Origin of the sequence: Actinosynnema sp. NPDC059797, from assembly GCF_042732085.1 — a bacterium.
GTDB lineage: Bacteria > Actinomycetota > Actinomycetes > Mycobacteriales > Pseudonocardiaceae > Actinosynnema.
Genome location: NZ_JBHWIE010000099.1, coordinates 1 through 24,659 on the forward strand (window position 1 = coordinate 1; position 24,659 = coordinate 24,659).

Here is a 24,659-nt window from a genome sequence, read left to right on the forward strand (position 1 = left end):
GGCTGCCCCGGTCCCGAGCCGCTCCCCCCGCCCGGCCGGTACCGCCCCTTCTCCCCCGGTCGCGACCGGGGACCGCTTCCTGGTAACGCTCCCAGGTCGCCTCCGCGGTCGAACTGGGCCATTTGCCCCAAGACCTCGCCGAGACCGGCCACCCCCGGCCCCACCACCCACCGGCGGGCGTCGAAACTTCTTCGACACGACTGTTGACATCGGCGCGGCAGCGTTCGTACGGTCTACCTCACCCACCGCCAGTACTCGAACACCGTGAGCACCAACGACATCGGCGGTAGCCCACACCGGATCGAACAAGTCCACCAACCGCACGACCACCGCGTGGATAGCGCTTTCCTCGGAGCAGTGCACCTGTTGTTGAATCGTTTCACCCGCCCTGACGGGCCAGGTGCGCGGCCTCCACGACCGTAGGACCCATCAAGTCACTTCTGGGAGCGCTCCCAGAAGGAGAAGAGTGAATGGAGCAACGGTGCCCATCAACTCAAGAGTGCGAATGGCCGCCGCCGCCACGGCGATCAGCGCGTTGACGGGCGGTTTCGTGATCGCGGGGGTGGCTTCGGCCGCCCCGGGTTGCGGGGTCGCCTTCACGGTCCAGAACAAGTGGCAGGGCGGGTTCACCGCCAACGTGACCGTCACCAACCTGGGCGACCCGGTCGACGGGTGGCGGCTGGCGTGGGCGTTCCCCGGTTCCGAGCGGTTCGCCCAGGGGTGGAACGCGGAGTTCTCGGCTTCGGGCGCGAGCGTGACGGCGTCCAACGTGGACTACAACCGCGTCATCCCGACCGGTGGCACGGCGTCGTTCGGGTTCAACGGGACGATGAGCGGGACGGAGGTCGGCACGCCGTCGTCGTTCGCGCTCAACGGCACGGTCTGCACGGGCGGTGTGGACCCGACCACCACCGCGACGACCACCACCACGACGACGACGACTACAACGACGACGACAACGACGGACCAGGGTCCGGGCCCCGGTGACCCGACGGGTCGCAAGCAGGTGGAGCGGTTGGACCGGGGCGTGGTGAGCGTGCGGTCGGGCAGCGGGAACCTGGTGAGCTGGCGGCTGCTGGCGGGTGACCCGCAGAACGTCGGCTTCAACGTCTACCGGGGTGGCACGAAGGTCAACTCCTCCCCGGTCACCGCCTCGACCAACTACCTCGACAGCGGTGCGGCGGCGGACGCCTCCTACACCGTGCGGGCGGTGGTGAACGGCGCGGAGCAGCCCGCCTCCGCCGCGTCGTTGTCGTTCGGGTCGGGGTACCGGGACGTGCCGATCCAGTCGCCGGGCAGCGGGTACAGCGCCAACGACGCCTCGGTGGGCGATCTGGACGGCGACGGTGACTACGAGTTCGTGCTCAAGTGGGACCCGGACAACGCCAAGGACAACAGCCAGTCCGGTGTGACGGGCAACGTGTTCGTCGACGCCTACCGCCTGGACGGCACGCGGTTGTGGCGGATCGACCTGGGTCGCAACATCCGGGCCGGCGCGCACTACACCCAGTTCCAGGTCTACGACTACGACGGCGACGGCAAGGCCGAGGTGGCGATGAAGACCGCCGACGGCACCCGTGACGGCCGGGGCACGGTCATCGGCAGTTCGTCGGCGGACCACCGCAACTCCGGCGGCTACGTCCTGTCCGGCCCGGAGTTCCTGACCATGTTCAACGGTCAGACCGGCGCGGCGGTGTCGACGGTGAACTACGACCCGCCGCGCGGCAACGTGGCCTCCTGGGGCGACAGCTACGGCAACCGGGTGGACCGGTTCCTGGCCGGCACCGCCTACCTGGACGGCGCCCGACCCAGCCTGATCATGGCACGCGGCTACTACACCCGCGCCGTCATCGCCGCCTGGGACTTCCGCAACGGCCAGTTGGTCAAGCGGTGGACGTTCGACTCCAACGCCTCGGGCAACTCCGGCTACGCGGGCCAGGGCAACCACTCGCTGAGCATCGCCGACGTGGACGCCGACGGCCGCGACGAGATCGTCTACGGCGCGGCCACCATCGACGACAACGGCCGGGGCCTGTGGACCACCGGCCTGGGCCACGGCGACGCGGGCCACGTGGGCGACCTGGACCCCTCCCGTCCGGGCCTGGAGTACTTCAAGGTCTCCGAGAGCAGCAACCAGCCCGGCTCCTGGTTCGCCGACGCCCGCACCGGGCAGCGGCTGTGGACCACGGCGAGCGGCAGTGACAACGGCCGTGGCGTGTCCGGCGACATCTACGCGGGCAGCCCGGGTGCGGAGTCCTGGTCCAACGCCGACAGCCAGTTGCGCAACACGCGCGGCACCGGCATCGGCCGCAAGCCCTCCTCCGCGAACTTCCTGATCTGGTGGGACGGCGACCCCACCCGCGAGCTGCTCGATCAGACCCGCATCGACAAGTACGGCACGAGCGGCGACACCCGCCTGCTCACCGGCTCCGGCGTGGCCTCCAACAACGGCACCAAGGCCACGCCCGCGCTGAGCGCCGACCTGTTCGGTGACTGGCGCGAGGAAGTCGTCTGGCGGACCAGTGACAACACCGCCCTGCGGATCTACTCCACCCCGCACCAGACCGACCGGCGCATCCCGACGCTGATGCACGACACCCAGTACCGGGTCGCCATCGCCTGGCAGAACACCGCCTACAACCAGCCGCCGCACCCCAGCTTCCACATCGGCAACGGCATGACCACCCCGCCCTGGCCCGACGTGCACTACGCCGGCTGACCGGGGCGCGACGAACCACTCGCGGGTGCCCGGGTCGGCGGGCTCGGGCACCCGCGAGTACCCGGGAACCCCGCGCACGAGGGGTGTGTGGGGTCTTCCGCCGTCACTCCCCCAGTGACGCGCGCAGCCCGGCCGGGTCCACGCCGAGGCCGCGCAGGGCGGGGCCGATCGGGTCGGCGGGGTCGTCGAGCAGCGCCACGAGCAGGTGCGCGGTCCCCACCACGTCGTCCTCCCGGCGGGCCACCACGAGCTTCGCCCCCGCCGAGGCCCGCTCCGCCTCCCCCGCCGCCGGCTCGACCCCCACGCCCAGCAGCGCCGCCGGCTCCACCCCCGCCGCGCGCAACGCGGCCGCTCCCCCGGACTCGTGCTCCGGGCGCAGCCGCAGGCCGGCGGAGGCGAGCTGGTCGTCCAGCGTCAGCACCGCCGCCACGAGGTCGATCGCGGCGGTCACCGACCGGCCCGCCCGCACTGCGTGCCGGTCCGCTTCGCTCCGCACGGCGAGCAGCACCGGACCGCCGAGGTTGTTGCCCCGGACGAAGAAGCGGGTCATCCAGCGCACGTAGCCGCCGCCGGGCTCGCCCCGCAGCGCACCGGCTTTGCGCAGCAGCCACACGGCGGGCGCGTCCTCCGGTTCCGCCGCCGCGCGCACGGCCGCGACCGCCGCCCCGACGTCCACCCGCCGCACGGTGAACAGCTCGGCGGCCCGACCTGACGGCGCGCGCAGCAGCGCGACCGCGAGGTGGGCGGTGGTCAGCACCCCGCCCCCGGCGTCGGTGATCGCCTCGCGCAGGCACTCGCGCAGCGCCACGCTCCCGGGCAGGTCGGTGTCCCGGCGGACGAGGTGGTGGGCCTCCCGCAGCAGGGCCGTCACGGCGTCGTCCGGCGCTCCGGCGGGGCCGAGGTCGTCGCCGGCCCAGTGATCCGTGCCGCGCGCCGCGGCCTCCGCCCGGAGCATCCCCCGGCCGAGCACCCCTCCCACGCCGCCCGCGTCGACCAGGGCGATCAGCAGGTTCTCGGTGCCCACGAACGGGAAGCCCAGCCGGGCGGCCCGGCGCACGGCGGCGGCCAGGACCTTGACTACCGGGGACGACGGGGTGGCGGTGCGGGTGGTTCGTCCTGTCACGGGCTCCTCCTCGGTCGTGGCGCTGACACCGACGCTACGAACGGGCACCGGCCCGGCACTGCTGCCGACCGGCCACGACCACCGGCCGAACGGCCACCGCCACCCGCCAACCGGCCACCACCGCCGGCCGACCGGCCGGGAACTCCGGCCGACCGGCCGGGAACTCCGGCCGACCGGCCACGCCCCGCGACCGACCGCACCGGGGAGGATGGGCGCGCCACCGACTCGACCTGGAGACGCCCGTGCACCGCCGGCTACACGACACCGCCGCCGCCATCCGGCGCGCACCACGACGCGACGTGCTGCTGTCGTCCCTGGTCCTCCTGGTGGGCGCGGTGTCGCCGTGGCTGGTCGCCACGCACGTCGCGGTGGCGGTGGCCGCACCGGTGGCCGGCGCGGCGCTCGTCCTGGTGCGCCGCCGCCGGCCCGTGCCCGCCTTCCTCGGTTCCGCCCTGCTCAGCGCCGCGTCGCCGCTGGGCGCACTGATCGGCGCGGTGGTCACCGCCGTGACGGCCGGTCGGCTGGTCCGCCCGCCCTGGCGGCTGCTGCTCGTCGCGGTCGCGGCGATCGGGGTGGCGACCGGGGCGGGCGTGCTGCTGGACTCCTCCGGTGAGCCCGCGGGCCTGCTGCTCCTGGTGCACGGGGTGGGTTCGGCGGTGCTGCTGGGCCTGCCCGCGCTGGCCGGCGCGCTGCTGGGCGGTCGACGCCCGCTGTCCCGGTTGTTGCGCGAGCGCAACGAGTACCTGGAGCGCGCCGCCCTGCTGACCGCCGCGCACGCCCGCGCGCGGGAACGCGCCCGCATCGCCGGGGAGATGCACGACCTGCTCGGCCACCGGCTCAGCCTGATCTCGATGCACGCGGGCGCCCTGGAGTACGGGACCGCGACCAGCGCGCCGCAGCTCAGCGCGCAGGCGGAACTGCTGCGCACGACCGCGCGGACCGCGCTGGAGGAACTGCGGCAGATCCTGGCCGTGCTGGGCGTGCCCGGCGACGGCGGCGCGGAGGACGCCGAGCTGACCGGCACCCGGGCCGACGTGGCGGCGCTGGTGGAGCACTCGCGCGCCGCGGGCGTCGACGTGCGGCTGGTGTGGCGCGGTGACGACCTGTCCGGCGTGGACGCGCGGACCCGCCGGGCGGTGCACCGGGCCGTGCGCGAGGGGCTGACCAACGTGCACCGGCACGCGGCGACGGCCGCCGCCGCCGTCGAGGTCGACGCCGGGGACGACCGGGTCCGGGTGGCGGTGACCAACGGCCCGGCGAGCGCACCGCGCGCGCTGCCCGGCACCGGGCGCGGGCTCGTCGCGCTCGGTGAGCGCGTGGCGCTGCTGGGCGGCGGGTTCTCGGCGGCGCCCGAGGCGGGCGGGTTCGCGCTGCGGCTCGACCTGCCCCGGCGCCCGCCGGACGTGCCCCGGCTCCCGGCGCCGGAGGACGTGGGCGAGGAGGTCCCGCCGCCGCGCCGGGCCGACGTGCTGACGGTGCCCCGCGTCCTCGGCATCGGCTGCGTCGCGCTGGTGCTGGGGTTGGCGCTGGTGGCGATGGTCGGCGGGTTGGTCGTGCTGCTCGCCGTAAGGTGAGCCGGTGATCCGCGTGCTCATCGCCGACGACGAGGCCCTCATGCGCGCCGGGATCGGCCTGATCCTGGCGAACGCGCCCGACGTGGAGGTGGTGGCGGAGGCGGGCGACGGACCGGCGGCGGTGCGCGCGTGCCGGGAGCACGAGGTGGACGTGGCGCTGCTGGACATCCGGATGCCCGGCGGCGACGGCCTCGCCGCGACCGGCGAGATCTCCCGGCTCAGCCCGCGCACCAACGTCGTGGTGCTCACCACGTTCGGCGAGGACCGCTACGTGGCCGAGGCGATGCGCGCGGGCGCGACGGGGTTCCTGCTCAAGGACACCGGGCCCGCCGACCTGGTGCACGCGGTGCGCACGGCGGCGCGCGGCGAGTCCGTGCTCGCGCCGCAGATCACCCGCAGGCTGGTCGAGCGGCACCTCGTGTCCGACGACGGCGCGGAGGACGCGCGGCGGCGGGTGCGGGAGCTGACGCCGACCGAGCGGGACGTGCTGCGGCTGGTGGGCACGGGCGCGTCCAACGCGGAGATCGCCGCCGAGCTGTTCCTGGGCACCGGCACGGTGAAGGCGCACCTGAGCCGCGTGCTGACCCGGCTGGGCTGCGCGAACCGGGTGCAGGCGGCGATCGTCGCGCACGAGGCGGGCCTGCTCGCCGGACCGCCCGACCGACCCCGGCCCGGGGGTTGACCGCGCGGGTTACCGTGGCGGGGGACGGCGGAAGTGGGTACGGGATGGGGGCCGAACGGCGCAGGCTCGACGACCGGGTGGCGGCGGGCCCGTTCCCCGCGGCGCTGCGGGCGGCCATCGACGGCAGCGGGCTGGGGCTGGAGCGGATCCGCTACCGGCTCGCGCAGCGCGGCGCGCCGATCAGCGTCGCCACCCTGAGCCAGTGGCAGTCCGGCCGCAGCAGGCCGACCCGGCACGACTCGCTGGTGGCGCTCGACGTGCTGGAGGACGTGCTCGGTGTCGCGCCCGGTTCGCTGTCCTCGCTGGTCACGCCGCCGCGCAGGCGCGGGGCCGCGGACCCGCTGACGCGCGAGGCGGTGTGGCCGCAGGAGCCGCTGGTGCCCCGGCTGCTGAGCCGGTTCGACCGCGACGACGAGCACCTGACCCGGATCGGCCAGCACGACCTGGTCCGCCTCGGCCCGGACCACGACGAGCGGTCGCTGCGCGTCCGGCAGGTGCTGCGCGCCGAGCGCGACGGCGTGGCCAGGCTCAGCGCGGCCTACCGGTTCGAGCGGCCGCACCCGGTCGCGCCGCGCGTCCGGCCGCTGCGGCACTGCTCGGTCGAGCACGAGCTGTACCGGCCGGAAATCGGCACGCTGATCGCGTCCCTCGTTTTCGACCGGGTCCTCTCCGCGCACGACGCGATCCTCATCGAATACGAGTTCCTGATCCCACCGATGACCGGCAGGTCCTTTTTCGTGGAGCGCAAGCTGCGTTTTCCGGTGGGCGACTACGTGCTGGAGGCGGCGTTCGACCCGCGGTCGGTGCCGTCGGCGTGCCGGTGGGAGCTGCGCACCGGCCCGGAGGACACCGTGGCCCGCAGCGGGCCCGTCCCGCTGGACTCCTCGGGCTGCGCACAGCTGGTGGTGGCCGGTGCGGAGCCGGGTCGCTACAGCCTCCACTGGGACGGCTGACCCGGCCCGCATACCGCTGAACGGGTGGTCCGCTTCAAGTTGGGCGGGCCTCCGGCAGGGAAAAAAGCGCGACGTGCGACGTCTTGTCACCGTTGCCGGGCAACGGCGAGACTGAATTCGCTCCCGGGGCCTGCACGGTCACGAGCCGTTCCCGGGACGCGCCTTTTCCGGCGGCGCTCACCGATTGCGCGAGGGCATCACGCCATGCGGTGAGCGCTGCCCACGACCCTGCGAATCCGAGGAATTCCCATGCGCTCTTCTTCCCGTGGGCTGCGCCGCGGCCTGACGGCGGTCGCGCTGGCCGCCCTGTCCGCGCCGCTGCTCTCCCTGCCCGCCACGGCCCAGCCCGCCGGCACCGTCCACGGCGCGGACAGCCCCGACGCCGTGCCCGGCCGCTACATCGTCACCTTCAAGGACGGCACGTCGGTGCCCGACACCGCCGCGGCCCTGGTGCGCCGGCACGGCGGCGGCCTGCGCCACACGTTCGGCTCGGTGATCCAGGGCTTCTCGGCGTCCCTGACCGAGGCCCAGGCCAGGGCGGTCGCCGCGAACCCGGCGGTGGCGCGCGTCCAGCAGGCGCAGTACGTCCGCGCCCTCGACACCCAGACCAACCCGCCCAACTGGGGCGTCGACCGCGTCGACCAGCGGGCCCTGCCGCTCAACGGCGCGTTCACCTACCCGGCGGACCCGGGCCGGGGCGTGCGCGTCTACGTGCTGGACACCGGCATCAACGCCGGGCACAGCGAGTTCACCGGTCGCGTCGCGCCCGGCCGCGACCTCGTGGACAACGACTCGAACCCGTCCGACTGCCACGGCCACGGCACGCACGTCGCCGGCACCGCGGTGGGCACCCGCTACGGCGTGGCCAAGAAGGCGACCGTGTCGGCGGTGCGCGTGCTGGACTGCCAGGGCAACGGCGCGGACGACGACATCATCGCGGGCATCGAGTGGGTGCGCGCCAACGCGGTCAAGCCGGCCGTGGTCAACTACAGCATCGGCTGCCGCAGCCGGTGCTCCAGCCCCGCGATCGACACCGCGGTGAAGAACCTGATCGGCAGCGGCGTGCAGTTCGTGCAGGCGGCGGGCAACTCGGGCGACGACGCCTGCTACTACAGCCCGCAGTACGTCACCGCCGCCATCACCGTCGGCAACAGCACGAGGACCGACCAGCGCTACAACGGCACCGGCCCGAGCAACTACGGGTCCTGTTTGGACATCTGGGCACCGGGCACCGGCATCGTCTCCGCCTCCTACGCGAGCAGCACCGGCACGGCGACGATGACGGGCACGTCCATGGCCTCGCCGCACGTCGCGGGCGCGGCGGCGCTGTACCTGTCGCGGTACCCGTCGGCGACCCCGGCCCAGGTCCGCAACGCCCTGGTGAACAACGCCTCCACCGGTCGGCTGACCGGTATCGGCAGCACGTCGCCCAACGCCCTGCTCTACACCGGCTTCCTCAACTAGGACGACCGCCCGATGACCCCCGCCCGGCGCCGACTCTCCCCGGCGCCGGGCGGTGCCCTGCCCGCCGCACCGGACCTAGGCGACCAGGCGGTGGCGCGCCAGCTCGTCGTAGAACGGCTGGTGGTGCTCCGCGACGCGGCGCAGGTGCTCGTTGGTGTCGGGCGTCTCGCGCCGCTCCGGCGCCTTCGCCACCAGCCCGCTGCTCTCGGCCACCTCCGCGTGCCAGCGACCCGTGCGACGCCAGTGCTCCCGCTCGCCGGGCTCCCAGCTCAGCGCCTCGGGCAGGAACTCGAGCCCGACCCGCTCGCAGTACGCCCGGACCAGCGCCTCGGGGTTGGCCACCAGGTCGTCGCCGTCGATCACCAGCGGCACCTCGCCGGTGGCCGACCGCACGGCGTCGAAGATGGCGTGCAGGTACTCGAACCCGTACTCGTCCAGGGCGGCGTCCGGGTTCACCGCGTAGTGCGAGGAGATCGCGGCCTTCGGCTCCCGGATCATGAAGGTGTTGACGACGTCGGTGAAAAGGCGCTCGTCCTCCAGCAGCGGCTCGTACCGGTAGTCGGAGGTGTCCTTGGCGAACACCCGGCGCCCGGTGGCGTTGACGTCGAGTACCGCGTCGAGCAGCTCGACCGGCGACGTGGCGCGCCTGCCCGCGAACTCGAAGTGGCCGTCGAGCTGGAGGTACGAGAACGGCTCGTGGGCCACTTCGAGGTCGCCGCGTTCGAGCATGATCCGCAGGAACGCGGTGGAGCGGGACCGCGGCACCGCCCACAGCACGATGGGCTTGCCCTCGACGGGCTTCGGCGCGGCGGTCACTGCGACCACTCCGTCGGCTTGCGGTCCCAGCGGTGTTCGCGCAGTCGGGCCATCAGCTCCTCGCTCAGCGGTTCGGCGTCACTGGTGGCGATGTTCGCCCGGACGTGCGCGGGGTTGCGCATGCCGGGGATCACCGTGGCGACGTCGGGGTTCTGGAGGATGAAGCGCAGCGCCAGCTCGGGCATGGTCATGCCCTCGGGCACGATTCGGGCCAGCGCTTCGGCGCGCTCCACGCTCGGGATGAGGTTCTCGGGCACGAAGTAGGTGTTGCGCCAGTCGCCCTCGGGCCATCGGGACTCGCGGGTGAGGGTGCCGGTGAGCGTGCCCTCGTCGAAGGGCACCCGGGCGATCACCGCGACGTCCAGCTCCCGGCACGCCGGGAACAGCTCGTCCTCGGGCGCCTGGTCGAAGATGTTGTAGATGACCTGCACCGAGTCGATGAGCCCGGTCTCCAGCGTCCGCAGCACGTTCCAGGGTTCCCAGCGGTTGACGCTGATGCCCACGCCGCCGACCAGCCCGCGTTCCTTCATCTCCACGACGGCGTCCTGCCAGGCCGGGTCGTTCGCCCAGGAGTCCTCCCAGACGTGGAACTGGAACAGGTCCACGGACGGCGCGCGGAGCCCTTCGAGGCTGCGGTGCAGGTACTCCCAGAGGTGGTCCGGCGGGTACACGTCGGACAGCCGCGAGTCGCGGGTGGACGGCCACCTGCGGTCCTTGGGCGGCGGTTTGGTCGCGGTGCGGAGCCGGCGGTCCGGGTGCCGCTCGACCAGCCTGCCGAGCATCTCCTCGCTGTGCCCGCGGCCGTAGATCCAGGCGGTGTCGAAGAAGGTGCAGCCCAGCCGCACGGCCTCGTCGAGCGCGGCCTCCCCCGTGTCGTCGTCGGCGCCGGTCCACCCGCCCTCGCCGCCGGCCACGCCCCACATGCCGCAGCCGACTTCGCCGACCTGCCAGCCCAGTCGGCCGAATCGTCGCTCGCGCATCGGTTCCCTCCTCCCGTTCCTAGACGGTGGCCACCCGGCTCCAGCGGTTGCCGCCGGAGCCGAACCTGGTCTGCTGCACCACGCCGCCGGCGACCTTCACCCGCTCGACCCGGGCGATGCCCCGGTGGACGGACAGGGTCACGCTGCCGCCGACCTCGTCGACGAGCCGGTCGATCCCGTCCCGCGCCGCGTGCGCGGCCGGTTCGAGCCACCGCCCCTCGTACATCGCGGCGCCCAGGGCCGCGCCCAGCCGGTCGTACAGCTCGCGCCCGGCGGCGTCGAGGCAGGCCTGGAGGATCCGGGTCCACGCGCGTTCGAGCAGTTCCAGGCCCGGTGACTCGTAGATGCCCCGGCAGACCGTGCCGATGATGCGCCGCTCGACCACGTCGCGCAGCCAGACGCCGTGCCGCGCGCCGACCTCGTTGGCCCGCGCCATCCAGGCGACCGGGTCGGGTCCGCTGCCGTCGACGTCGGAGACCCGCCCGTCGCGGAAGGTGACGGTGACGGTCTCGGGTTCGGCCGGCGCCTGTTCGGGCCACCGGCTCCACCGGGGGTCGAGCCGGGTGACCGGCGTGCCGAGGTCCTCCAGCTCGGCCGACTCGTGCGAGGCGCCGGCGAGGTTGGCGTCGGTGGACCGCTCGGTCCCGCTGCCCGGGTCGAGGCGCAGCCCGTGCCGGACGACGGCTTCCAGCATGGCGGCGCGGTCCGGGAAGCGCTCCAGCGCCCGCGGTTCCGTCCACGGTTCGAGGACGGTCAGCCCCGGCGCGACCGCGGCGCCGTAGCGGGCGAAGCGGCGCTGGTCGTTGCCGCCGCCGACGCAGCCGTGGGCGAGCACCCGGCAGCCGTCGTCCCGCATCAGCGGCGCCAGCTCGTTGACGAGCACGAAGCGCGCGGCGCCGGTCGTGTTCCAGTAGCCGCCGTCGTGGCGGGCGCGGTACCGCAGCAGGTCCGATGCCACGGCGGCCATCGACGACCTCAGGTCGACGAGCACGACCTCGGCGCCGAACGCCCGCAGGGAGGAGACGAGCGCGTCCAGCTCCGCGCGGTCCGACTGCCCGATGTCGGCGACGTAGTGCCTGGTCGGCACGGACCGCTCGCGGAGCCAGATCCCGACTGCCAGGGAGGAGAGCCCTCCCGCTTGAAATAACCCAGTGCGTTCGTTTTCACCGGCTCGAAGCACGCGCTCCTCCTCGCGTCGGAGAACAGGGGGATTCGACGACCAATGCGTCGACATCGACCGACGATAACGCGCGGACGGCGATCCGACATGTTGATCAGGCCCCACTTCGGGATTACGCAAAGTAATATCGCCGTGATCAACGCGATCCGCCTCGGTGCGCTTTCGGGCGCATTCTTCCTGGTGACGCCGGGAGTGCGAGAGGCGGACCGCGGCGGCGAGGAACAAGATCACCGTCCACAGTGGGCAAAGAGAATTTTACTCTGTTTGAGTGACCACCGCATGGGGCCCGAACCGCCGGGTACCCAGGCGACATGGGATTACCGGTGCAGATGATCGAGCACCCGCTGATCCTCCGCCACCGCCCCCGCAGGTCCATTACTCGCGGTACAACATTCGGCAGTGAGCCGGTCGACACCGGACTGCGCGGCACCGGGGCCCCGGAGGATGCGGTGACGAGGGCGTTCGCCCGGATCACCGATCGGCGCCCGCACACCCGCAACACCGGATTCGCACGACGAGCAGCCGGCTCTCGACGGTTGCCGAAAAGAGCCCGAAAGCCTTTCGATCCCCTCGTCGTGCGCGCAGCGGATCGACTTCGGAATTCCGAGAATTCTTGACCGGATCAGTTGCCGATCCGCGTGACGTACAGGCACCTCCCGCCAGTCGAGACTATGGGGACTCGATGCGAAGCCATGACCACACGCCCTCGCACGACCACGACCACGACCCCGTTCGCCAGTCCCTGGGACCGAGGCACGCGTTCCCCCGGCACAGCACCGTCCTGGACCTGTTCCGGGAACAGGTCCGCAACGCGCCGGACCGCCCCGCGATCCGCTACCGCGACGTCACGATGACCTACGCCGACCTCGACGCCGCCTCCGACGTGGTGGCCAACCGGCTGGTCGGCAGCGGTGCGGCGGCACGGCGACTGGTGCCCGTGCTGGTGGCGGACGGACCCGAGTTCCCGACCGCGCTCTTCGGCGTGATGAAGACGGGCTCGGCGTTCGTGCCGCTGGACCCGGCCTGGCCGCTCGACCGCCTCGGCGCGATCATGGCCGAGCTGGGGCCGCCCGCCGTCGTGGTGTCGCCGACGACCGCGGGCACCGCCGCCGAACTGGGGCTGTCCGTGCCGACGGTGGTCGTCGACTGCTCCGAGCCGCCCGCCGCCGCCGCGCCGGCGCCGGCGGGCCGCGACCCCGGACCCCTGGACCTGATCTACGGGTTCTACACGTCCGGCTCGACCGGGACGCCCAAGTGCGCGCTCAACCACCACCGCGGCCTGGTCAACAGGCTGACCGCGATGTCGCGCCGGTTCGGCGACGGCTCCGGCCACGTGACGCTCCAGAACAGCCGGTCCACCTTCGACTCCTCGATGTGGCAGGTGCTGTGGCCGCTCGTGTCCGGCGGGCAGGTCGTGCTGCCGCACCGCGACGGCATCCTCGACCTGGAGGAGACCGCGACGACCATCGGCCGCCACGGGGTCACGGTCACCGACTTCGTGCCGTCCGTGCTCGCGGCGTTCGTCGCGCTGCTGGAGCTGCGCGAGGACCTGCGCGAGGCCGCGTCGAGCCTGCGGCGGATGCTGATCGGCGGCGAGGCGGCCAACGCCGGCGTGGTGCACCGGCTGCGCGCGCTGCTGCCCGGCATCGAGGTCACCAACACGTTCGGGCCGACGGAGTGCTCGATCGGCTCGGTGTTCCACGACGTCACGGACGCCGACGCGGACCGCATCCCGATCGGGCGGCCCATCGACAACACCGCCGCGATCGTGCTCGACGACGACCTGCGGCCCGTCCCGGTGGGCGCTCCCGGGGAGATCCACCTCGGCGGCGAGTGCCTCGGCGCGGGCTACCTCGACGACCCCGAGCGCACCGCGCGGGCGTTCGTGGCCAACCCGTTCCCCGGCATACCGGGCGACCGGCTCTACCGGACGGGCGACCTGGGCCGGGTCGACGAGGACGGCGTGCTGCACTTCATCGGCCGGCGCGACGAGCAGGTCAAGCTCGGCGGCGTGCGGGTGGAGCTGGGCGACGTCGCCTCGGCCCTGTCCGACCACCCGCTCGTGGATGGCGCGATGGCGGTCGTGCTCGGCGAGGCGCCGGAGTGCACGCTGGTCGGCTGCGTCACGCCGCGCTCGGCGGACGACCCGCCGTCCGCCGAGCAGCTGCGCGAGCACGCGGCGGGCAAGCTCCCGGCGGAGCACGTGCCGCAGCGGGTCGTGGTGCTCGACGCGTTCCCGCTCAACCGCAACGGCAAGGCCGACCGCAAGGCGCTGACCGCGCTCCTGGAGAACGGCGCGGCGCCGCTGCCGGAGCCGGTGGAGGACTTCGAGGCGCCGGCCGACCCGATGGAGGAGCTGATCTGCGCCGCGTGGTGCGAGGTGCTGGAGCGGGACCGGGTCTCGGTGGACGTGCCGTTCTCCGAGTACGGCGGCAACTCGCTGGCCGCGTACCGGCTCACCGTCGCGGTCAGCGAGCGGCTGGGCAGACCGGTGCGGCCCAGGGACTTCCTCGTCGCGTCGACCGTGCGCGCCCAGGCGCAGCGGCTGACCGGCGACGCCGACGACGACAGCGCCGAACTGGCCTACATCAAGCACGACCTGGAGTGGACCCCGCCGCGGTCGCTGCTGCTCACCGGCGTGACCGGCTTCGTCGGCGCGCACGTGTTCGCCGAGCTGCTGGTGCGCTCCAACGCCGACCTGGTCTGCCTGGTCCGGTGCTCCGACCCCGCCGAGGGCGTCCGGCGCGTGGCCGACGTCCTGGACCGGTACCGGTTGGCGTCCGCCCGGCGGGCGCTGCCCCCGGCGCTCGACTCCGGGCGCGTCGAGGTGCTCCCCTGCGACCTGGGCAGCGAGCTGCTCGGGCTGTCGCAGGAGCGGTTCGACGAGCTGTCGTCGACCGTGTCCGGCATCGTCAACGCGGCGGGGGCGGTCAACTTCCTGTCCGACTACCTGGACCACCGGCCGACCAACGTGCTGGGCGTCCAGGAGCTGATCAAGCTCGCCGCGGGCGGCGCGCGCGTGCACACCCTGTCCACCCTGAGCATCTTCCCGCCCGCCGCGCCGGGCGACCCGCTCGTCACCGAGGACCGGGTCCCGGAGCCGGACGAGATCGCCGAGGACGGCTACAACCGGTCGAAGTACGTCGCCGAGCGGATGCTCGCCACGGCGCGCAAGCAGGGCGTCGGCTCGGTGGCGTACCGGCTCGGCGAGGTCTGGCCGCACCGGTCGACGGGCGTGGCCAACCCGGGTTCGCTGGCGCACAACCTGCTGTACGCGTGCGTGCGCACCGGGTGTGTCTTCCCGACCCGCGCCGCGACCGACCTGACGCCCGTGGACGTGGTCAGCCGGTTCGTGGCGCGCGCCGCCACCGGCGACGTCGAGGTGCCCGACGGCGCGGTGCACGTGCTGTGGCCCGTGGCGCTGCGCTTCGCCGAGGCGTTCGAGGCGCTGGCCGACCGGTGCCGGCTCGACCGGGTCGGCTACGCGCGGTTCCGCGACCGCCTGGAGGCCGCCGGCGAGTCCGACGAGAGGCTCGTCCGGCTGCGCCTGCTGCTGCCGCCGGCGGTCGACGGCCTCGACGAGGCGCCACCGGAGTTCGACCGGATGTTCACCGACGGCTCCCGGCAGTTCGACACCGAGCGGTTCCGCAGCCGCTCGGTCCCGTCGGCGCGGCCGGCGGACGGGCTCGACGCGCTCGACCGCTACCTGACCGAGCTGGCCGACGTTCCCGCCCTGGTAGCACAGGAGAGGTAAGCGCAATGGAGGAGAAGTTCGTCGTGGTGGTCAACCACGAGGAGCAGTACTCGATCTGGCCCGCCGGCAGGGACCTCCCGGACGGCTGGCGCGAGGCCGGTGTCGAAGGCGACAAGGACGAGTGCCTGGCGCACATCGCGCAGGCGTGGACCGACTTGCGCCCGTTGAGCGTGCGACGGTGAAGGAGGAGACCGAGACCATGAGCACCACACCAGAGGGCGGCAACGTCGCCGACATCCGGCGCGCCTTGCTGGAGATGAAGGTCCGCCAGCGCGTGGCGGAGAAGGCCGAGCGGGAGCGGATCGTCGCCGTGCCCCGCACCGACAAGATGGCCATCGCCGAGCAGCAGCGGTTCCTGTGGTTCCTGCACCAGATGGTCGCGGGCGCGCCGGTCTACAACGTGCCGTTCGCGATGCGCCTGCGCGGGCCGCTCGACGTGGACGCGCTGTCCGGCGCGCTGCGCGGCATCGTCTCGCGGCACGAGAGCCTGCGCACCAGGTTCGGCGACGAGCACGGCGTGCCGTTCCAGCGGGTGGACCCGCCGCCCTCGACGTGGGAGCTGCCGGTCACCGACGGCGACGAGGGGTCCGTTCAGGACTGGATCGACGCGCACGTGCGGCAGGAGTTCGACCTGCGCAACGAGCCGCCGTACCGGTTCGGCCTGCTGCGCCTGGGGCCCGAGGACCACGTGCTGTCCATCGTCTGGCACCACATCGTCATCGACGGCTGGTCGTCGCGCCAGTTCGCCGAGGAGCTGACGGCCCGCTACACCGACCCGGACGGCGCGGAGTTCCCCGAGCTGACCCTCCAGCCCGCCGACTACGCGGCGTGGCAGCGGCTGTGGCTGCTCAGCGAGGAGCCCACCAAGCAGATCGACTACTGGCACTCCGCCGTGGACGGCATGGAGCCGCTGGAGTGGCGCAGCGACCACCAGCGGCCGGCCGCGCCCACCGGTGCGGGGCGCATCCACGAGACCCGCCTGCCCGACGACCTGGCGCGCGGCGTCCGCGAGCTGGCGAAGGCCGAGAACGTCTCGCTGCTCGCCCTGACGATGGCGGCCTACCAGGTCGTGCTGGGCCGCTACACCGGTCAGGAGGACATCGCGCTCGGGTCGGTCCTGTCCGGCCGGACGCGCTCCGAGACCGAGTCCATGATGGGCTTCTTCGCCAACACGGTGATCGTCCGCGGCGACCTCAAGGGCAACCCCACCTTCCGCGACCTGGTGCAGGCCGCCAACAACAACGTCATCGAGGCGATGGCGAACCAGGACGTGCCGTTCGGCCGCCTGGTGGAGGAGCTGAAGCCGGAGCGGGTGCCGGGCCGCAACCCGGTGGTCGCGCACCTGTTCACGCTGCTGCCCGAGTCGATGATCGCGCGCTGGCGCTTCCCCGGCGTCGAGGTCGAGATGCTGACGCCGCAGCCCGAGACGTGCCGGTTCGACTGCACCTTCCAGATCAACGACCTGCCGGACGGCGGGCTGGGCGTGTGGATCGAGTACTCCTCCGAGCTGTTCGAGCACGAGAGCATCGAGCGGCTGGTCCGGCACTTCAGCACGGTCATGGCCGACGCGCTGTCCCGGCCGGACGCCCGGATCGACGAGCTGGACGTCATGTCCGAGGACGAGCGCCGGCGCGTGCTCACCGAGTGGAACCCCGAGCCCGGCGAGGTCGACGGGCGCCTGCTGCACGAGCTGGTCGCGGCGCGCGTCGCCGAGTCGCCCGACGCGGTCGCGATGCGCTTCGACGGGCAGGACCTGACCTACGCGCAGCTCGACGAGCGGTCCAACCGGCTGGCCAACGCGCTGGTCGACGACTTCAAGGTGGAGCCGGGGCGCGTGGTCGGCGTGCTGCTGGAGCGCGGGTTCGACCTGCCCGCCGCCGAGCTGGGCGTGCTCAAGGCGGGCGGCGCGTGGCTGGCGCTCGACCCGCAGTACCCGGCGGACCGGCTCGCCTACCAGCTGGGCGACGCCGACGTGGCCGCCGTGGTGACGACGTCGGACCTGGCCGACAAGGTGCCCTCGGAGATCGGGCGGGTCCTGCTCGACACCGACGCGCTCGACGGGCGCGAGGCCACCCCGCCCTCCGTCGGCGTGGCGCAGGAGGACCCGGCCTACGTCATCTACACGTCGGGCTCCACCGGCACCCCCAAGGGCGTCGTCGTGCCCCACCGGGCCGTGGTGAACTTCTGCACCACCTTCCAGCGGATGTTCTCGGTGACGCCGGACGACCGCATCGTGCAGTTCTCCAACCCCGCCTTCGACGTGAGCGTGTCGGACGTGTTCTCGACGCTGACCGCCGGCGGCACCATCGTGGGCGCGCCGCGCGCCGAGCTGCTCGACCCGGAGGAGCTCCAGGCGCTGCTGGCGCGGGAGCGGGTGACCATGGTGGACATCCCGCCCGCGGTGCTCGGGCTGCTCGACCCGTCCGAGCTGGAGGACCTGCGGGTGTGCTTCATCGGCATGGAGCCGTTCGGCCCGGAGCTGGTCAACCGGTGGAGCAAGCCGGGGCGCGAGTTCCACAACGGGTACGGCCCCACCGAGGTCACCGTCACGTGCGTCGACTACCTGTGCCCGCCGGAGCCGCTGGACGGCACGCCGCCGATCGGGCGGGCGATGGCCAACCAGCGCGCCTACGTGCTGGACGGCGCGTTGCGGCCGGTGCCGGTCGGCGTGCCCGGTGAGCTGTTCATGGCGGGCGCGGGCCTGGCGACCGGCTACCTCGGCCGCCCCGACCAGACCGCCGCGAAGTTCCTGCCCGACCCGTTCGCGCCGAACCCGGGCGAGCGCATGTACGCCACCGGCGACCTGGTTCGCTGGAACACCGACGGCAACCTGGAGTTCCTGGGCCGGGTCGACCGCCAGGTGAAGCTGCGCGGCCTGCGCGTGGAGCTGGGCGAGGTCGAGCACGCCATCGAGAGCTTCCAGGGCGTGCGGCAGTGCGTCGTGACCGTGCGCGACGCGGGCACGCCGTCGGCCTGGCTCGCCGCCTACGTCGTCGGCGAGTTCGAGCAGGACGCGCTGCGCGAGCACCTGACCGGGCGGCTGCCCCTGCACATGGTGCCGACCGACTACGTCCGGCTGGAGCAGCTCCCGCTGACCTCGACCGGCAAGGTCGACCACGCGAAGCTGCCCGACCCGCGCCCCGGCGGCGGCGAGGAGCAGGTCGAGCTGACCACCGAGACGCAGCGCCGGCTCGCCGAGATCTGGACGGGCCTGCTGAGCCTCGACCCGGGCAGCGTCGGCGCGCAGGACAACTTCTTCGTCCTCGGCGGCAACTCGCTCCAGGTGACGCAGATGATCTCGCGGGTGCGGGACGCCTTCCAGGTCACCCTCGACCCGCGGCGCCTGTTCAGCTACCCGCTGCTCAGCCAGTTCGCCGAGCAGGTCGACGAGGCGCAGCGCGCGCTGCTCGGCGACGACGAGGTGGCGCAGCTGGAGGCGCAGATCGCCGAGATGTCCGAGGAGGAAGTCGACCGGCTGCTGGGGAAGTCCCGCTGATGGACGCCGCACGGCCGACCACCCTGGAGGAGAAGCGGCGCGCGCTGCTGCGGCTCCGGCTGCGGGACAGGCGGGAGGAGGTCCTCGCGCGGCGGGGGGCCGCCCCCGCCCCGCCGGGGCCGCGCTCCTCCCGGCGGGCGGAGTCACCGCTCGTGCCGCTCAGGGCCGAGGGCACGCGGCCCCCGCTGTTCCTCGTGCACGCGGTCGGCGGGTCGGTCGCGCCCTACGCCGCGCCGGCCGCGCTGCTGGGCGACGACCAGCCCGTGCACGCGCTGGAGAGCCCGGGCCTGCACGGCGGCGCGGTCGAGGAGCGGTCGCTCCCCGACACGGCCGCCGCCTACCTGGCCGCGGTGCGCGAGGTCCGCCCCGAGGGGCCGCTGGTCCTGGGCGGCTGGTCGGCCGGCGGCGCGGTGGCGCTGGAGATGGCGCGCCAGGACGGCGACGTCGCGGTGGTGCTGGTGCTCGACACCGGCATCCCCGACGCGCCGTCCGCTCCCCGCGACGACGAGCTGCGCGCCTGGTTCGACGCCGACGTCAGGGGAATGGGCGTCGAACCGGGCGGCGCCGAGCTGGCGACGCGGTTCGCGGTGTTCGCGGCCAACGTGCGCGCGTTCCTGGCGCACCGGCCGTCCCCCGTGGACGCGCGGGTGGTGCTGCTGTCCTCCGCGGACTCCGGACCCGCCTACCTCGAGCGGTGGCGGCCCCTCGCCGACGCCGTCCGGGTGGTGCCGGGCGACCACTACACCATGCTCCAACCCCCCAACGTCGAAGCGCTGGCGAAAGCGATGCGCGAGGAGCTGAGCGAGGTGAGTGCACGATGATGCCGGCCTTCACGCCGGAACAGGAAGAATTCCGACAGGACGTCTGCAAGCTGCTGTGCGAGGACGCGGTGCGCGAGGAGGTCGCGCGGTCCCGGCGGATGCCGTTCGGGCAGGAGACCGGGCTGCTCGACGTGCACCGGCGGCTGGGCAAGCTCGGTTGGCTCGCGATCAACTGGCCCGAGCGCTACGGCGGGTCGGGCGGCACGATCGTGGAGAAGGCGATCGTCACCGAGGAGCTGATCCGCCACGGCGTGCCCGAGAACGTGCACTCGCTGGGCGTGGACATCGTCGGCAACGCCATCAACCTGTTCGGCACGCCCGAGCAGAAGGAGCGGTTCCTGCCGGGCCTGGCGCGCGGCGAGACCACGGCCAACGTGCTGTTCAGCGAGCCGGACGTCGGCTCCGACCTGGCGTCGCTGACCACGCGCGCCGAGCCGGACGGCGACAACTGGCGCCTGCACGGCCGGAAGCTCTACAACATGAAGGCGCAGCACAGCGATTTCGCGCTGTGCGCGGCCCGCACGTCGACCGGACCGGTGAACTTCTTCGGCATCACGCTGTTCCTGGTGCCGCTCCAGAGCGTCGGCGTGGTCATCGAGCCGGTGTGGAACCTGTCCGAGGAGCGGTTCGACCTGGTGACGCTCGGCGGGATCCGCGTCGGGCCCGAGGACGTGCTCGGCGAGGTCGACGACGGGTGGCAGGTGCTGAACGACGTGCTCCCCCTGGAGCGCACCGGGCTCGACCACTCGGCCAAGGCCGAGCGCACGCTGGCCGCGCTGCGCGAGCACGCGCCACCCGGCTGCGAGGAACGCCTGGTGGAGCTGGAGACGCGGGTGCGCGCGGCCCGGCTGCTGGCCTGGCGGTGCATCGCCAACCTGCACGAGGGCCGGCCCGACGAGGTGCAGTCGGCGACCGCCAAGTGGTACACGTCCGAGACGGCCAAGGCGCTGGCGGTGGCGGCGGTCGAGCTGATCGGGCCGCGGGCGCTGCTGGACGCGCGCGACCCCGCGGCGATCGCCGAGGGCGTGTTCGACGCCTCGCTGCGGGAGGCGCCCGGCCTCACGCTCGCCCAGGGGTCCTCGGAAGTGATGCTCTACTTCGTCGCCACGTCGAAATTGGGGTTGCCGTCATGACCGACAGGGGAACCGCGGCGATCGCGGACTTCTTCGACGAGGAACTGGCGCCGATGGTGCGCCGGATGGCCGACCGGCCGCGCACGGGCGCCGAGGGCGGCGACGACGGCCGCGAGGTCCGCGCGATGGTGTGGCAGGGGCTGGTCGGCCTCGGCGCGCTGGACGGGCTCGACCGGCCCGACGCCGTGCGGCTGGCCGAACTGCTCGGCTCCGTGGCGTACCAGGGGCCGCTGCTCGACACGCTCACCGCGCGGGAGCTGTTCCCGGACCACGACTTCGGCGGGTCGCCGGTGGCGCTGGCGGTCGCGGACGAGCCGCTGACCGCCCGGGACGACGCGGTCTCCGCGCGGCGGTCCTTCGTCGGCTTCGCCGCGGAGGTGGACCACTTCGTCGTCGGCGGCGCCGGCGACGACGGGCCGCGCCTGGCGCTCGTGCGCGCCGGCCACCCGTCGACCCGGGTGCGGCGGCACGAGGAGACCGGCCGGGGCGAGGAGCACGAGGTGGAGTTCGACGGCACGCCCGTGACCGCGTGGGCCGGCTCCGACGGGTGGGGCGCGGCGCTGGCCAACGCCCGCGTGCGCCAGGCCGCCTACCTGGTGGGGCTCTCGCAGGCCGCCCTCGACCACGCCGTGGAGTACGCCAAGGCGCGCCGCCAGTTCGGCCAGCCCATCGGCAAGTTCCAGGGCCTGGCGTTCCGGCTCGGCGAGCTGTCCATGCACGTGGACGCGACGCGCCTGCTCGTGCACGACCGCGACGCGACCGGGCACGCGGCGGCCGTCCTCGCCGCGGCGGCGGAGCTGGCGCTCACCGTGACCGTGCAGGCCATGCAGGTCAACGGCGCCGCGGGCATGGTCTCGGACAACGACGCCCAGCTCTACTACCGGCGGGCCGCGGTCGAGTCGGTGCGGCTCGGCACCCCGTCCCGGCTGCGACGCGAAGGTCGGGGGACGACATGACGGGGGAGCCGACGACGGCGTGCCGGTGTCGGGCGGTCCACCGCGGGTGGCCGGGGGCAGGTGCGGACCGATGAGGCTGGTGGTGCAGAAGTACGGCGGCACCTCGTTGAGCGACGCGGGCAGGATCAGCCGCGCGGCCCGGCGCATCGCCGCCGAGGACCGGCCCGTGGTGGTCGTGGTGTCCGCGATGGGCGGCACGACCGACACCATGCTCGGCCTGGCGCGCACCCTCACCGACGCCCCGCACGGCCGGGAGCTGGACCTCCTGCTCAGCACCGGCGAACTGGCCTCCGCGGCGGCGCTCGCCATCGCGCTGCGGGAGCTGGGCGTGCCCGCCCGCTCGTTCAGCGGCCGCGACGGCGGCATCATCACCGACGGGGTGCACGGGTGCGCGCGGATCGTCGACGTCGACCCCACCCGGGTGCTCGACTGCGTCCGGGCCGGGCTGGTCCCGGTGGTGACGGGCTTCCAGGGCGTCGCGGCGGACAGCGGCGAGCTCACCACCCTGTGCCGGGGCGGCTCCGACACCACCGCCGTCGCCCTGGCCGCGGCGCTGCGGGCCGAGGTGTGCGAGATCTTCACCGACGTCGAGGGCGTGTTCACCGCCGACCCGAGGCACGTCGCCGAGGCGCGCAAGGTGGAGCACGTGTCCTACGCGGACATGGCCGAGCTGGCGGCCCACGGCGCCGCGGTGCTGGCCCACCCCAGCGTGGAGTACGCCCGCGCCCACCGCGTCCCCGTCCACGTGCGGTCCAGCGCGACCGGCGCCGCCGGCACCTGGGTGACCGACGACCACCCGGCCGACCCGCCCGACGGCGACCGGTTCGCCGCCGTCGGCATCGCCCACCAGACCGGTCAGCTGCGCTGCCGGCTCGACGGGATCGACCCCGCCGCGCGGGACGCCGTCGTCGCCGCGCTGGCCGACCCGTCGCTGTCGGTGGACGTGCTCGACCACCCGGCCGGCGACGTGCCCGCCGCGCGTTCGCTGCGGTTCACCGCGTGCGCCGAGGACCGCGCGCAGGTCGACGCCGTGCTCGCCGGGCTGCGCGCGGCGGGCGCCTTCACCGGGTGCCGCTGGTCGGGCCCCTTCGGGAAGGTGTCGTTGGTGGGCCGGGGTTTCCGGACCCACCACCCCCTGGTGCTGGACGCGCTCCGGGCCCGGCGCGTCGTGGTGCGCGGCACGGCCGTCCACGCCAGGCGGATCTCCGTCACCTGCGCCGAGCACGACGTGCTGGACGCCGTGACCCACCTCCACCGCGCGTTCCTGTCCCCCGGGTCCGATCGGCGGGCCGCGCCCGCGCTGCCGGGGCAGGACCCCGGCGGCCGGGGGCACGGCCACGCCGGCGCAGGCGCCAGGTCCAGGCCCCCCGGACCGTCCCCGGGGGCGTCCCCGGTGCCGCCGCGCGCGGCGCCCACCGCTTCGAGTGGCGGCGCCGCGCACTCCCTGAGTAACCTAATAACGTGTAGTTAAGAGTTACCCACAGACCCGTGGCCCGTTGCCCGGGATCTCCTGGACCTGCCCGTCGCGGCCGAATCGGCGGTCGACAGAAGTGGGAGGAACGCGGAATGGCCGAAACATCGCTCCACCCGGACGAGACCGGCGAGAGCAGGCTCCGATCACGCCGGTTCTGGCAGCTCACCGTCATCTGCGGGACCCAGTTCCTGGTCGCCCTCGACTACTCGATCATCAACGTCGCCGCGCCGAGCATCCAGGAGGGGATGGACTTCGGCTCCGGGGGCGGCGTCGCGTGGGTCCTCTCGACCTATCCCCTGGCCTTCTGCGGCTTCCTCCTCCTCGGCGGCCGGGTCGCCGACCTCTTCGGCCGGAAGCGGGTGTTCACCTGGAGCCTCGTCGGCTTCATGCTCGCCTCGCTCCTCGCGGGCCTGGCCTGGTCGCCGGAGGTGCTCATCGCGGGCCGCGCCCTCCAGGGCATCGCCGCCGCGTTCATCGCGCCGGCGGGCCTGGGGCTCCTCCAGGCGACCATCCCGGAGGGACCGCAGCGCCAGCGCGCCCTCGGCATCTACGGGTCGGCGCTGTCGGCGGGGTTCGTCTCCGGCATGGTCCTCGGCGGCGTGCTCACCGAGTTCGCCGGGTGGCGCTCCACCTTCCTGATCAACGTCCCGATCGTGCTGGTCGCCTGCCTGCTCGCCCGCGCCCACCTCGACGAGAGCCGGGACGAGCGCGCCTCGCGCGACCTCGACGTCCCCGGCGCGGCCCTGGCCACCGCCGGCATGGTCGCGATCGTGTTCGCCCTCACCGAGGGCGAGAAGCACGGCTGGCTGTCGGCGCCGATCCTCCTGTGCGCCGCCATCGCGGTGCCCGCCGTCGCGCTGTTCGTCCGCGTGGAGTCGCGGAAGGAGAACGCCCTCGTGCCGATCTCCATCTTCCGCGTCTCCGCCATCGGCGCGGCCAACCTGGTCAACGTCCTGCTGATCTGCTCCTACGGCGGGATGCTGTTCATCCTCACGCTCTACCTCCAGTCGCACCTCGGCCTGAACGCGCTCGCCACCGGCCTGGCGTTCGCGGTCTCGGGCGTGATCGCGATCGTCACCGGCATCTACGCGGGCAGGCTCACCGAGCGCTTCGGGCTCTACCGCGTCCTGCTGTGCGCGATCGTCGTCGAGACGGCCGGCATCCTGGTCATGGTGGGCCTCCCGGAGGACAACGGGCTCACCCTCGTCCTGATCGGCACCTCCGTGAACGCCTTCGGGCACATCGTCGCGCTGATCACGACGAGCATCGCCGGCACGAACGGCGCCGACGAGGGCCGGCAGGCCACGGCCGGCGCCCTGATCAACGTGTCCCAGCAGCTGGGGCTGGCGATGGGCGTGGGCGTCCTGACCTCGGTGGCGGCCCACTTCACCGCGACCGCGGGCGGCGCGGGCGACCCCGCCGCCGTCCTCGTGGGCTGGCGCTGGTCGCTGTGGTTCGCGGTCGGGTTCGCGGTCGCGGCGATCATCGCGACCGTCCTGTTCCGCAAGCGCTTCAAGGGCGAGGTCACCTGATC

The 24,659-nt window shown here is 73.6% G+C and carries 17 protein-coding genes; 13 read left to right on the plus strand and 4 right to left on the minus strand.

All coding sequences use genetic code 11. From position 1 onward, the window contains the following. The first annotated feature begins 505 nt into the window (after window positions 1-505). Window positions 506-2,719 (plus strand): rhamnogalacturonan lyase family protein, encoded by a 2,214-nt coding sequence (locus tag ACFV4N_RS22140; RefSeq protein WP_499674464.1) that lies wholly within the window; start codon window positions 506-508, stop codon window positions 2,717-2,719. A gap of 103 nt (window positions 2,720-2,822) precedes the next feature. Here the strand turns inward: ACFV4N_RS22140 and ACFV4N_RS22145 are convergent, their stop codons facing one another. Beyond that, window positions 2,823-3,842 (minus strand): Clp protease N-terminal domain-containing protein, encoded by a 1,020-nt coding sequence (locus tag ACFV4N_RS22145; RefSeq protein ID WP_499674465.1) that lies wholly within the window; start codon window positions 3,840-3,842, stop codon window positions 2,823-2,825. Between the two features lie 242 nt (window positions 3,843-4,084). Between ACFV4N_RS22145 and ACFV4N_RS22150 the strand changes: the two genes are divergently transcribed. From ACFV4N_RS22150 to ACFV4N_RS22165, 4 genes are all read left to right on the plus strand, one after another. Continuing rightward, window positions 4,085-5,416: a sensor histidine kinase gene (locus tag ACFV4N_RS22150; protein WP_499674466.1), complete on the plus strand. Its 1,332-nt coding sequence runs from the start codon at window positions 4,085-4,087 to the stop codon at window positions 5,414-5,416. Window positions 5,417-5,420: 4 nt separating this feature from the next. Next, complete coding sequence (locus ACFV4N_RS22155; protein ID WP_499674467.1) at window positions 5,421-6,098, plus strand: response regulator transcription factor; 678 nt, start codon at window positions 5,421-5,423, stop codon at window positions 6,096-6,098. A 44-nt stretch (window positions 6,099-6,142) separates the two neighbouring features. Further along, on the plus strand, window positions 6,143-7,051 hold the full coding sequence (locus ACFV4N_RS22160) for an XRE family transcriptional regulator (RefSeq protein WP_499674468.1): 909 nt from the start codon (window positions 6,143-6,145) through the stop codon (window positions 7,049-7,051). Between the two features lie 249 nt (window positions 7,052-7,300). Next, the gene (locus tag ACFV4N_RS22165) at window positions 7,301-8,515 is read left to right on the plus strand and encodes a S8 family peptidase (protein WP_499674469.1); all 1,215 of its coding nucleotides are present in this window, start codon (window positions 7,301-7,303) and stop codon (window positions 8,513-8,515) included. Window positions 8,516-8,590: 75 nt separating this feature from the next. Here the strand turns inward: ACFV4N_RS22165 and ACFV4N_RS22170 are convergent, their stop codons facing one another. The 3 genes from ACFV4N_RS22170 to ACFV4N_RS22180 are packed head-to-tail and all read right to left on the minus strand — an operon-like array spanning window position 8,591 to window position 11,545. Next, window positions 8,591-9,331 carry a sulfotransferase-like domain-containing protein gene (locus ACFV4N_RS22170; RefSeq protein ID WP_499674470.1) on the minus strand — a complete coding sequence of 247 codons (741 nt, stop codon included), beginning with the start codon at window positions 9,329-9,331 and terminating at the stop codon, window positions 8,591-8,593. Then, window positions 9,328-10,311 (minus strand): aldo/keto reductase, encoded by a 984-nt coding sequence (locus tag ACFV4N_RS22175; protein ID WP_499674471.1) that lies wholly within the window; start codon window positions 10,309-10,311, stop codon window positions 9,328-9,330. The genes ACFV4N_RS22170 and ACFV4N_RS22175 overlap by 4 nt, the downstream gene beginning before the upstream one ends. Before the next feature lie 19 nt (window positions 10,312-10,330). Further along, window positions 10,331-11,545: an argininosuccinate synthase domain-containing protein gene (locus tag ACFV4N_RS22180; RefSeq protein ID WP_499674480.1), complete on the minus strand. Its 1,215-nt coding sequence runs from the start codon at window positions 11,543-11,545 to the stop codon at window positions 10,331-10,333. Between the two features lie 628 nt (window positions 11,546-12,173). Between ACFV4N_RS22180 and ACFV4N_RS22185 the strand changes: the two genes are divergently transcribed. The 8 genes from ACFV4N_RS22185 (at window position 12,174) to ACFV4N_RS22220 (ending at window position 24,657) form a co-directional block, all read left to right on the plus strand. Then, the gene (locus ACFV4N_RS22185) at window positions 12,174-15,245 is read left to right on the plus strand and encodes a non-ribosomal peptide synthetase (RefSeq protein WP_499674472.1); all 3,072 of its coding nucleotides are present in this window, start codon (window positions 12,174-12,176) and stop codon (window positions 15,243-15,245) included. A 5-nt stretch (window positions 15,246-15,250) separates the two neighbouring features. Next, window positions 15,251-15,427 (plus strand): MbtH family protein, encoded by a 177-nt coding sequence (locus tag ACFV4N_RS22190; RefSeq protein ID WP_499674473.1) that lies wholly within the window; start codon window positions 15,251-15,253, stop codon window positions 15,425-15,427. A gap of 17 nt (window positions 15,428-15,444) precedes the next feature. Next, window positions 15,445-18,741 (plus strand): non-ribosomal peptide synthetase, encoded by a 3,297-nt coding sequence (locus ACFV4N_RS22195; RefSeq protein ID WP_499674474.1) that lies wholly within the window; start codon window positions 15,445-15,447, stop codon window positions 18,739-18,741. Then, window positions 18,741-19,562, plus strand: coding sequence for a thioesterase domain-containing protein (locus tag ACFV4N_RS22200; protein ID WP_499674475.1), 822 nt, complete (start codon window positions 18,741-18,743; stop codon window positions 19,560-19,562). The genes ACFV4N_RS22195 and ACFV4N_RS22200 overlap by 1 nt, the downstream gene beginning before the upstream one ends. Next, the gene (locus tag ACFV4N_RS22205) at window positions 19,559-20,695 is read left to right on the plus strand and encodes an acyl-CoA dehydrogenase family protein (RefSeq protein ID WP_499674476.1); all 1,137 of its coding nucleotides are present in this window, start codon (window positions 19,559-19,561) and stop codon (window positions 20,693-20,695) included. The genes ACFV4N_RS22200 and ACFV4N_RS22205 overlap by 4 nt, the downstream gene beginning before the upstream one ends. Further along, window positions 20,692-21,651 carry an acyl-CoA dehydrogenase family protein gene (locus ACFV4N_RS22210; protein WP_499674477.1) on the plus strand — a complete coding sequence of 320 codons (960 nt, stop codon included), beginning with the start codon at window positions 20,692-20,694 and terminating at the stop codon, window positions 21,649-21,651. The genes ACFV4N_RS22205 and ACFV4N_RS22210 overlap by 4 nt, the downstream gene beginning before the upstream one ends. 70 nt (window positions 21,652-21,721) lie before the next feature. Next, the gene (locus tag ACFV4N_RS22215; RefSeq protein WP_499674478.1) at window positions 21,722-23,122 is read left to right on the plus strand and encodes an aspartate kinase; all 1,401 of its coding nucleotides are present in this window, start codon (window positions 21,722-21,724) and stop codon (window positions 23,120-23,122) included. 95 nt (window positions 23,123-23,217) lie between these two features. Continuing rightward, entirely contained in the window at window positions 23,218-24,657 is a 1,440-nt protein-coding gene (locus tag ACFV4N_RS22220; RefSeq protein ID WP_499674479.1) for an MFS transporter, read from the plus strand. Window positions 24,658-24,659 lie beyond the last annotated feature (2 nt).

What these genes read in the sequence shown, in the direction of transcription:
- ACFV4N_RS22165 (WP_499674469.1), top strand. Translation starts at nt 7,301, where the DNA reads ATGCGCTCTTCTTCCCGTGGGCTGCGCCGCGGCCTGACGGCGGTCGCG.
- ACFV4N_RS22180 (WP_499674480.1), bottom strand. Translation starts at nt 11,545, where the DNA reads ATGTCGACGCATTGGTCGTCGAATCCCCCTGTTCTCCGACGCGAGGAG.
- ACFV4N_RS22215 (WP_499674478.1), top strand. Translation starts at nt 21,722, where the DNA reads ATGAGGCTGGTGGTGCAGAAGTACGGCGGCACCTCGTTGAGCGACGCG.
- ACFV4N_RS22195 (WP_499674474.1), top strand. Translation starts at nt 15,445, where the DNA reads ATGAGCACCACACCAGAGGGCGGCAACGTCGCCGACATCCGGCGCGCC.
- ACFV4N_RS22200 (WP_499674475.1), top strand. Translation starts at nt 18,741, where the DNA reads ATGGACGCCGCACGGCCGACCACCCTGGAGGAGAAGCGGCGCGCGCTG.
- ACFV4N_RS22220 (WP_499674479.1), top strand. Translation starts at nt 23,218, where the DNA reads ATGGCCGAAACATCGCTCCACCCGGACGAGACCGGCGAGAGCAGGCTC.
- ACFV4N_RS22160 (WP_499674468.1), top strand. Translation starts at nt 6,143, where the DNA reads ATGGGGGCCGAACGGCGCAGGCTCGACGACCGGGTGGCGGCGGGCCCG.
- ACFV4N_RS22205 (WP_499674476.1), top strand. Translation starts at nt 19,559, where the DNA reads ATGATGCCGGCCTTCACGCCGGAACAGGAAGAATTCCGACAGGACGTC.
- ACFV4N_RS22190 (WP_499674473.1), top strand. Translation starts at nt 15,251, where the DNA reads ATGGAGGAGAAGTTCGTCGTGGTGGTCAACCACGAGGAGCAGTACTCG.
- ACFV4N_RS22185 (WP_499674472.1), top strand. Translation starts at nt 12,174, where the DNA reads ATGCGAAGCCATGACCACACGCCCTCGCACGACCACGACCACGACCCC.
- ACFV4N_RS22210 (WP_499674477.1), top strand. Translation starts at nt 20,692, where the DNA reads ATGACCGACAGGGGAACCGCGGCGATCGCGGACTTCTTCGACGAGGAA.
- ACFV4N_RS22140 (WP_499674464.1), top strand. Translation starts at nt 506, where the DNA reads ATGGCCGCCGCCGCCACGGCGATCAGCGCGTTGACGGGCGGTTTCGTG.
- ACFV4N_RS22175 (WP_499674471.1), bottom strand. Translation starts at nt 10,311, where the DNA reads ATGCGCGAGCGACGATTCGGCCGACTGGGCTGGCAGGTCGGCGAAGTC.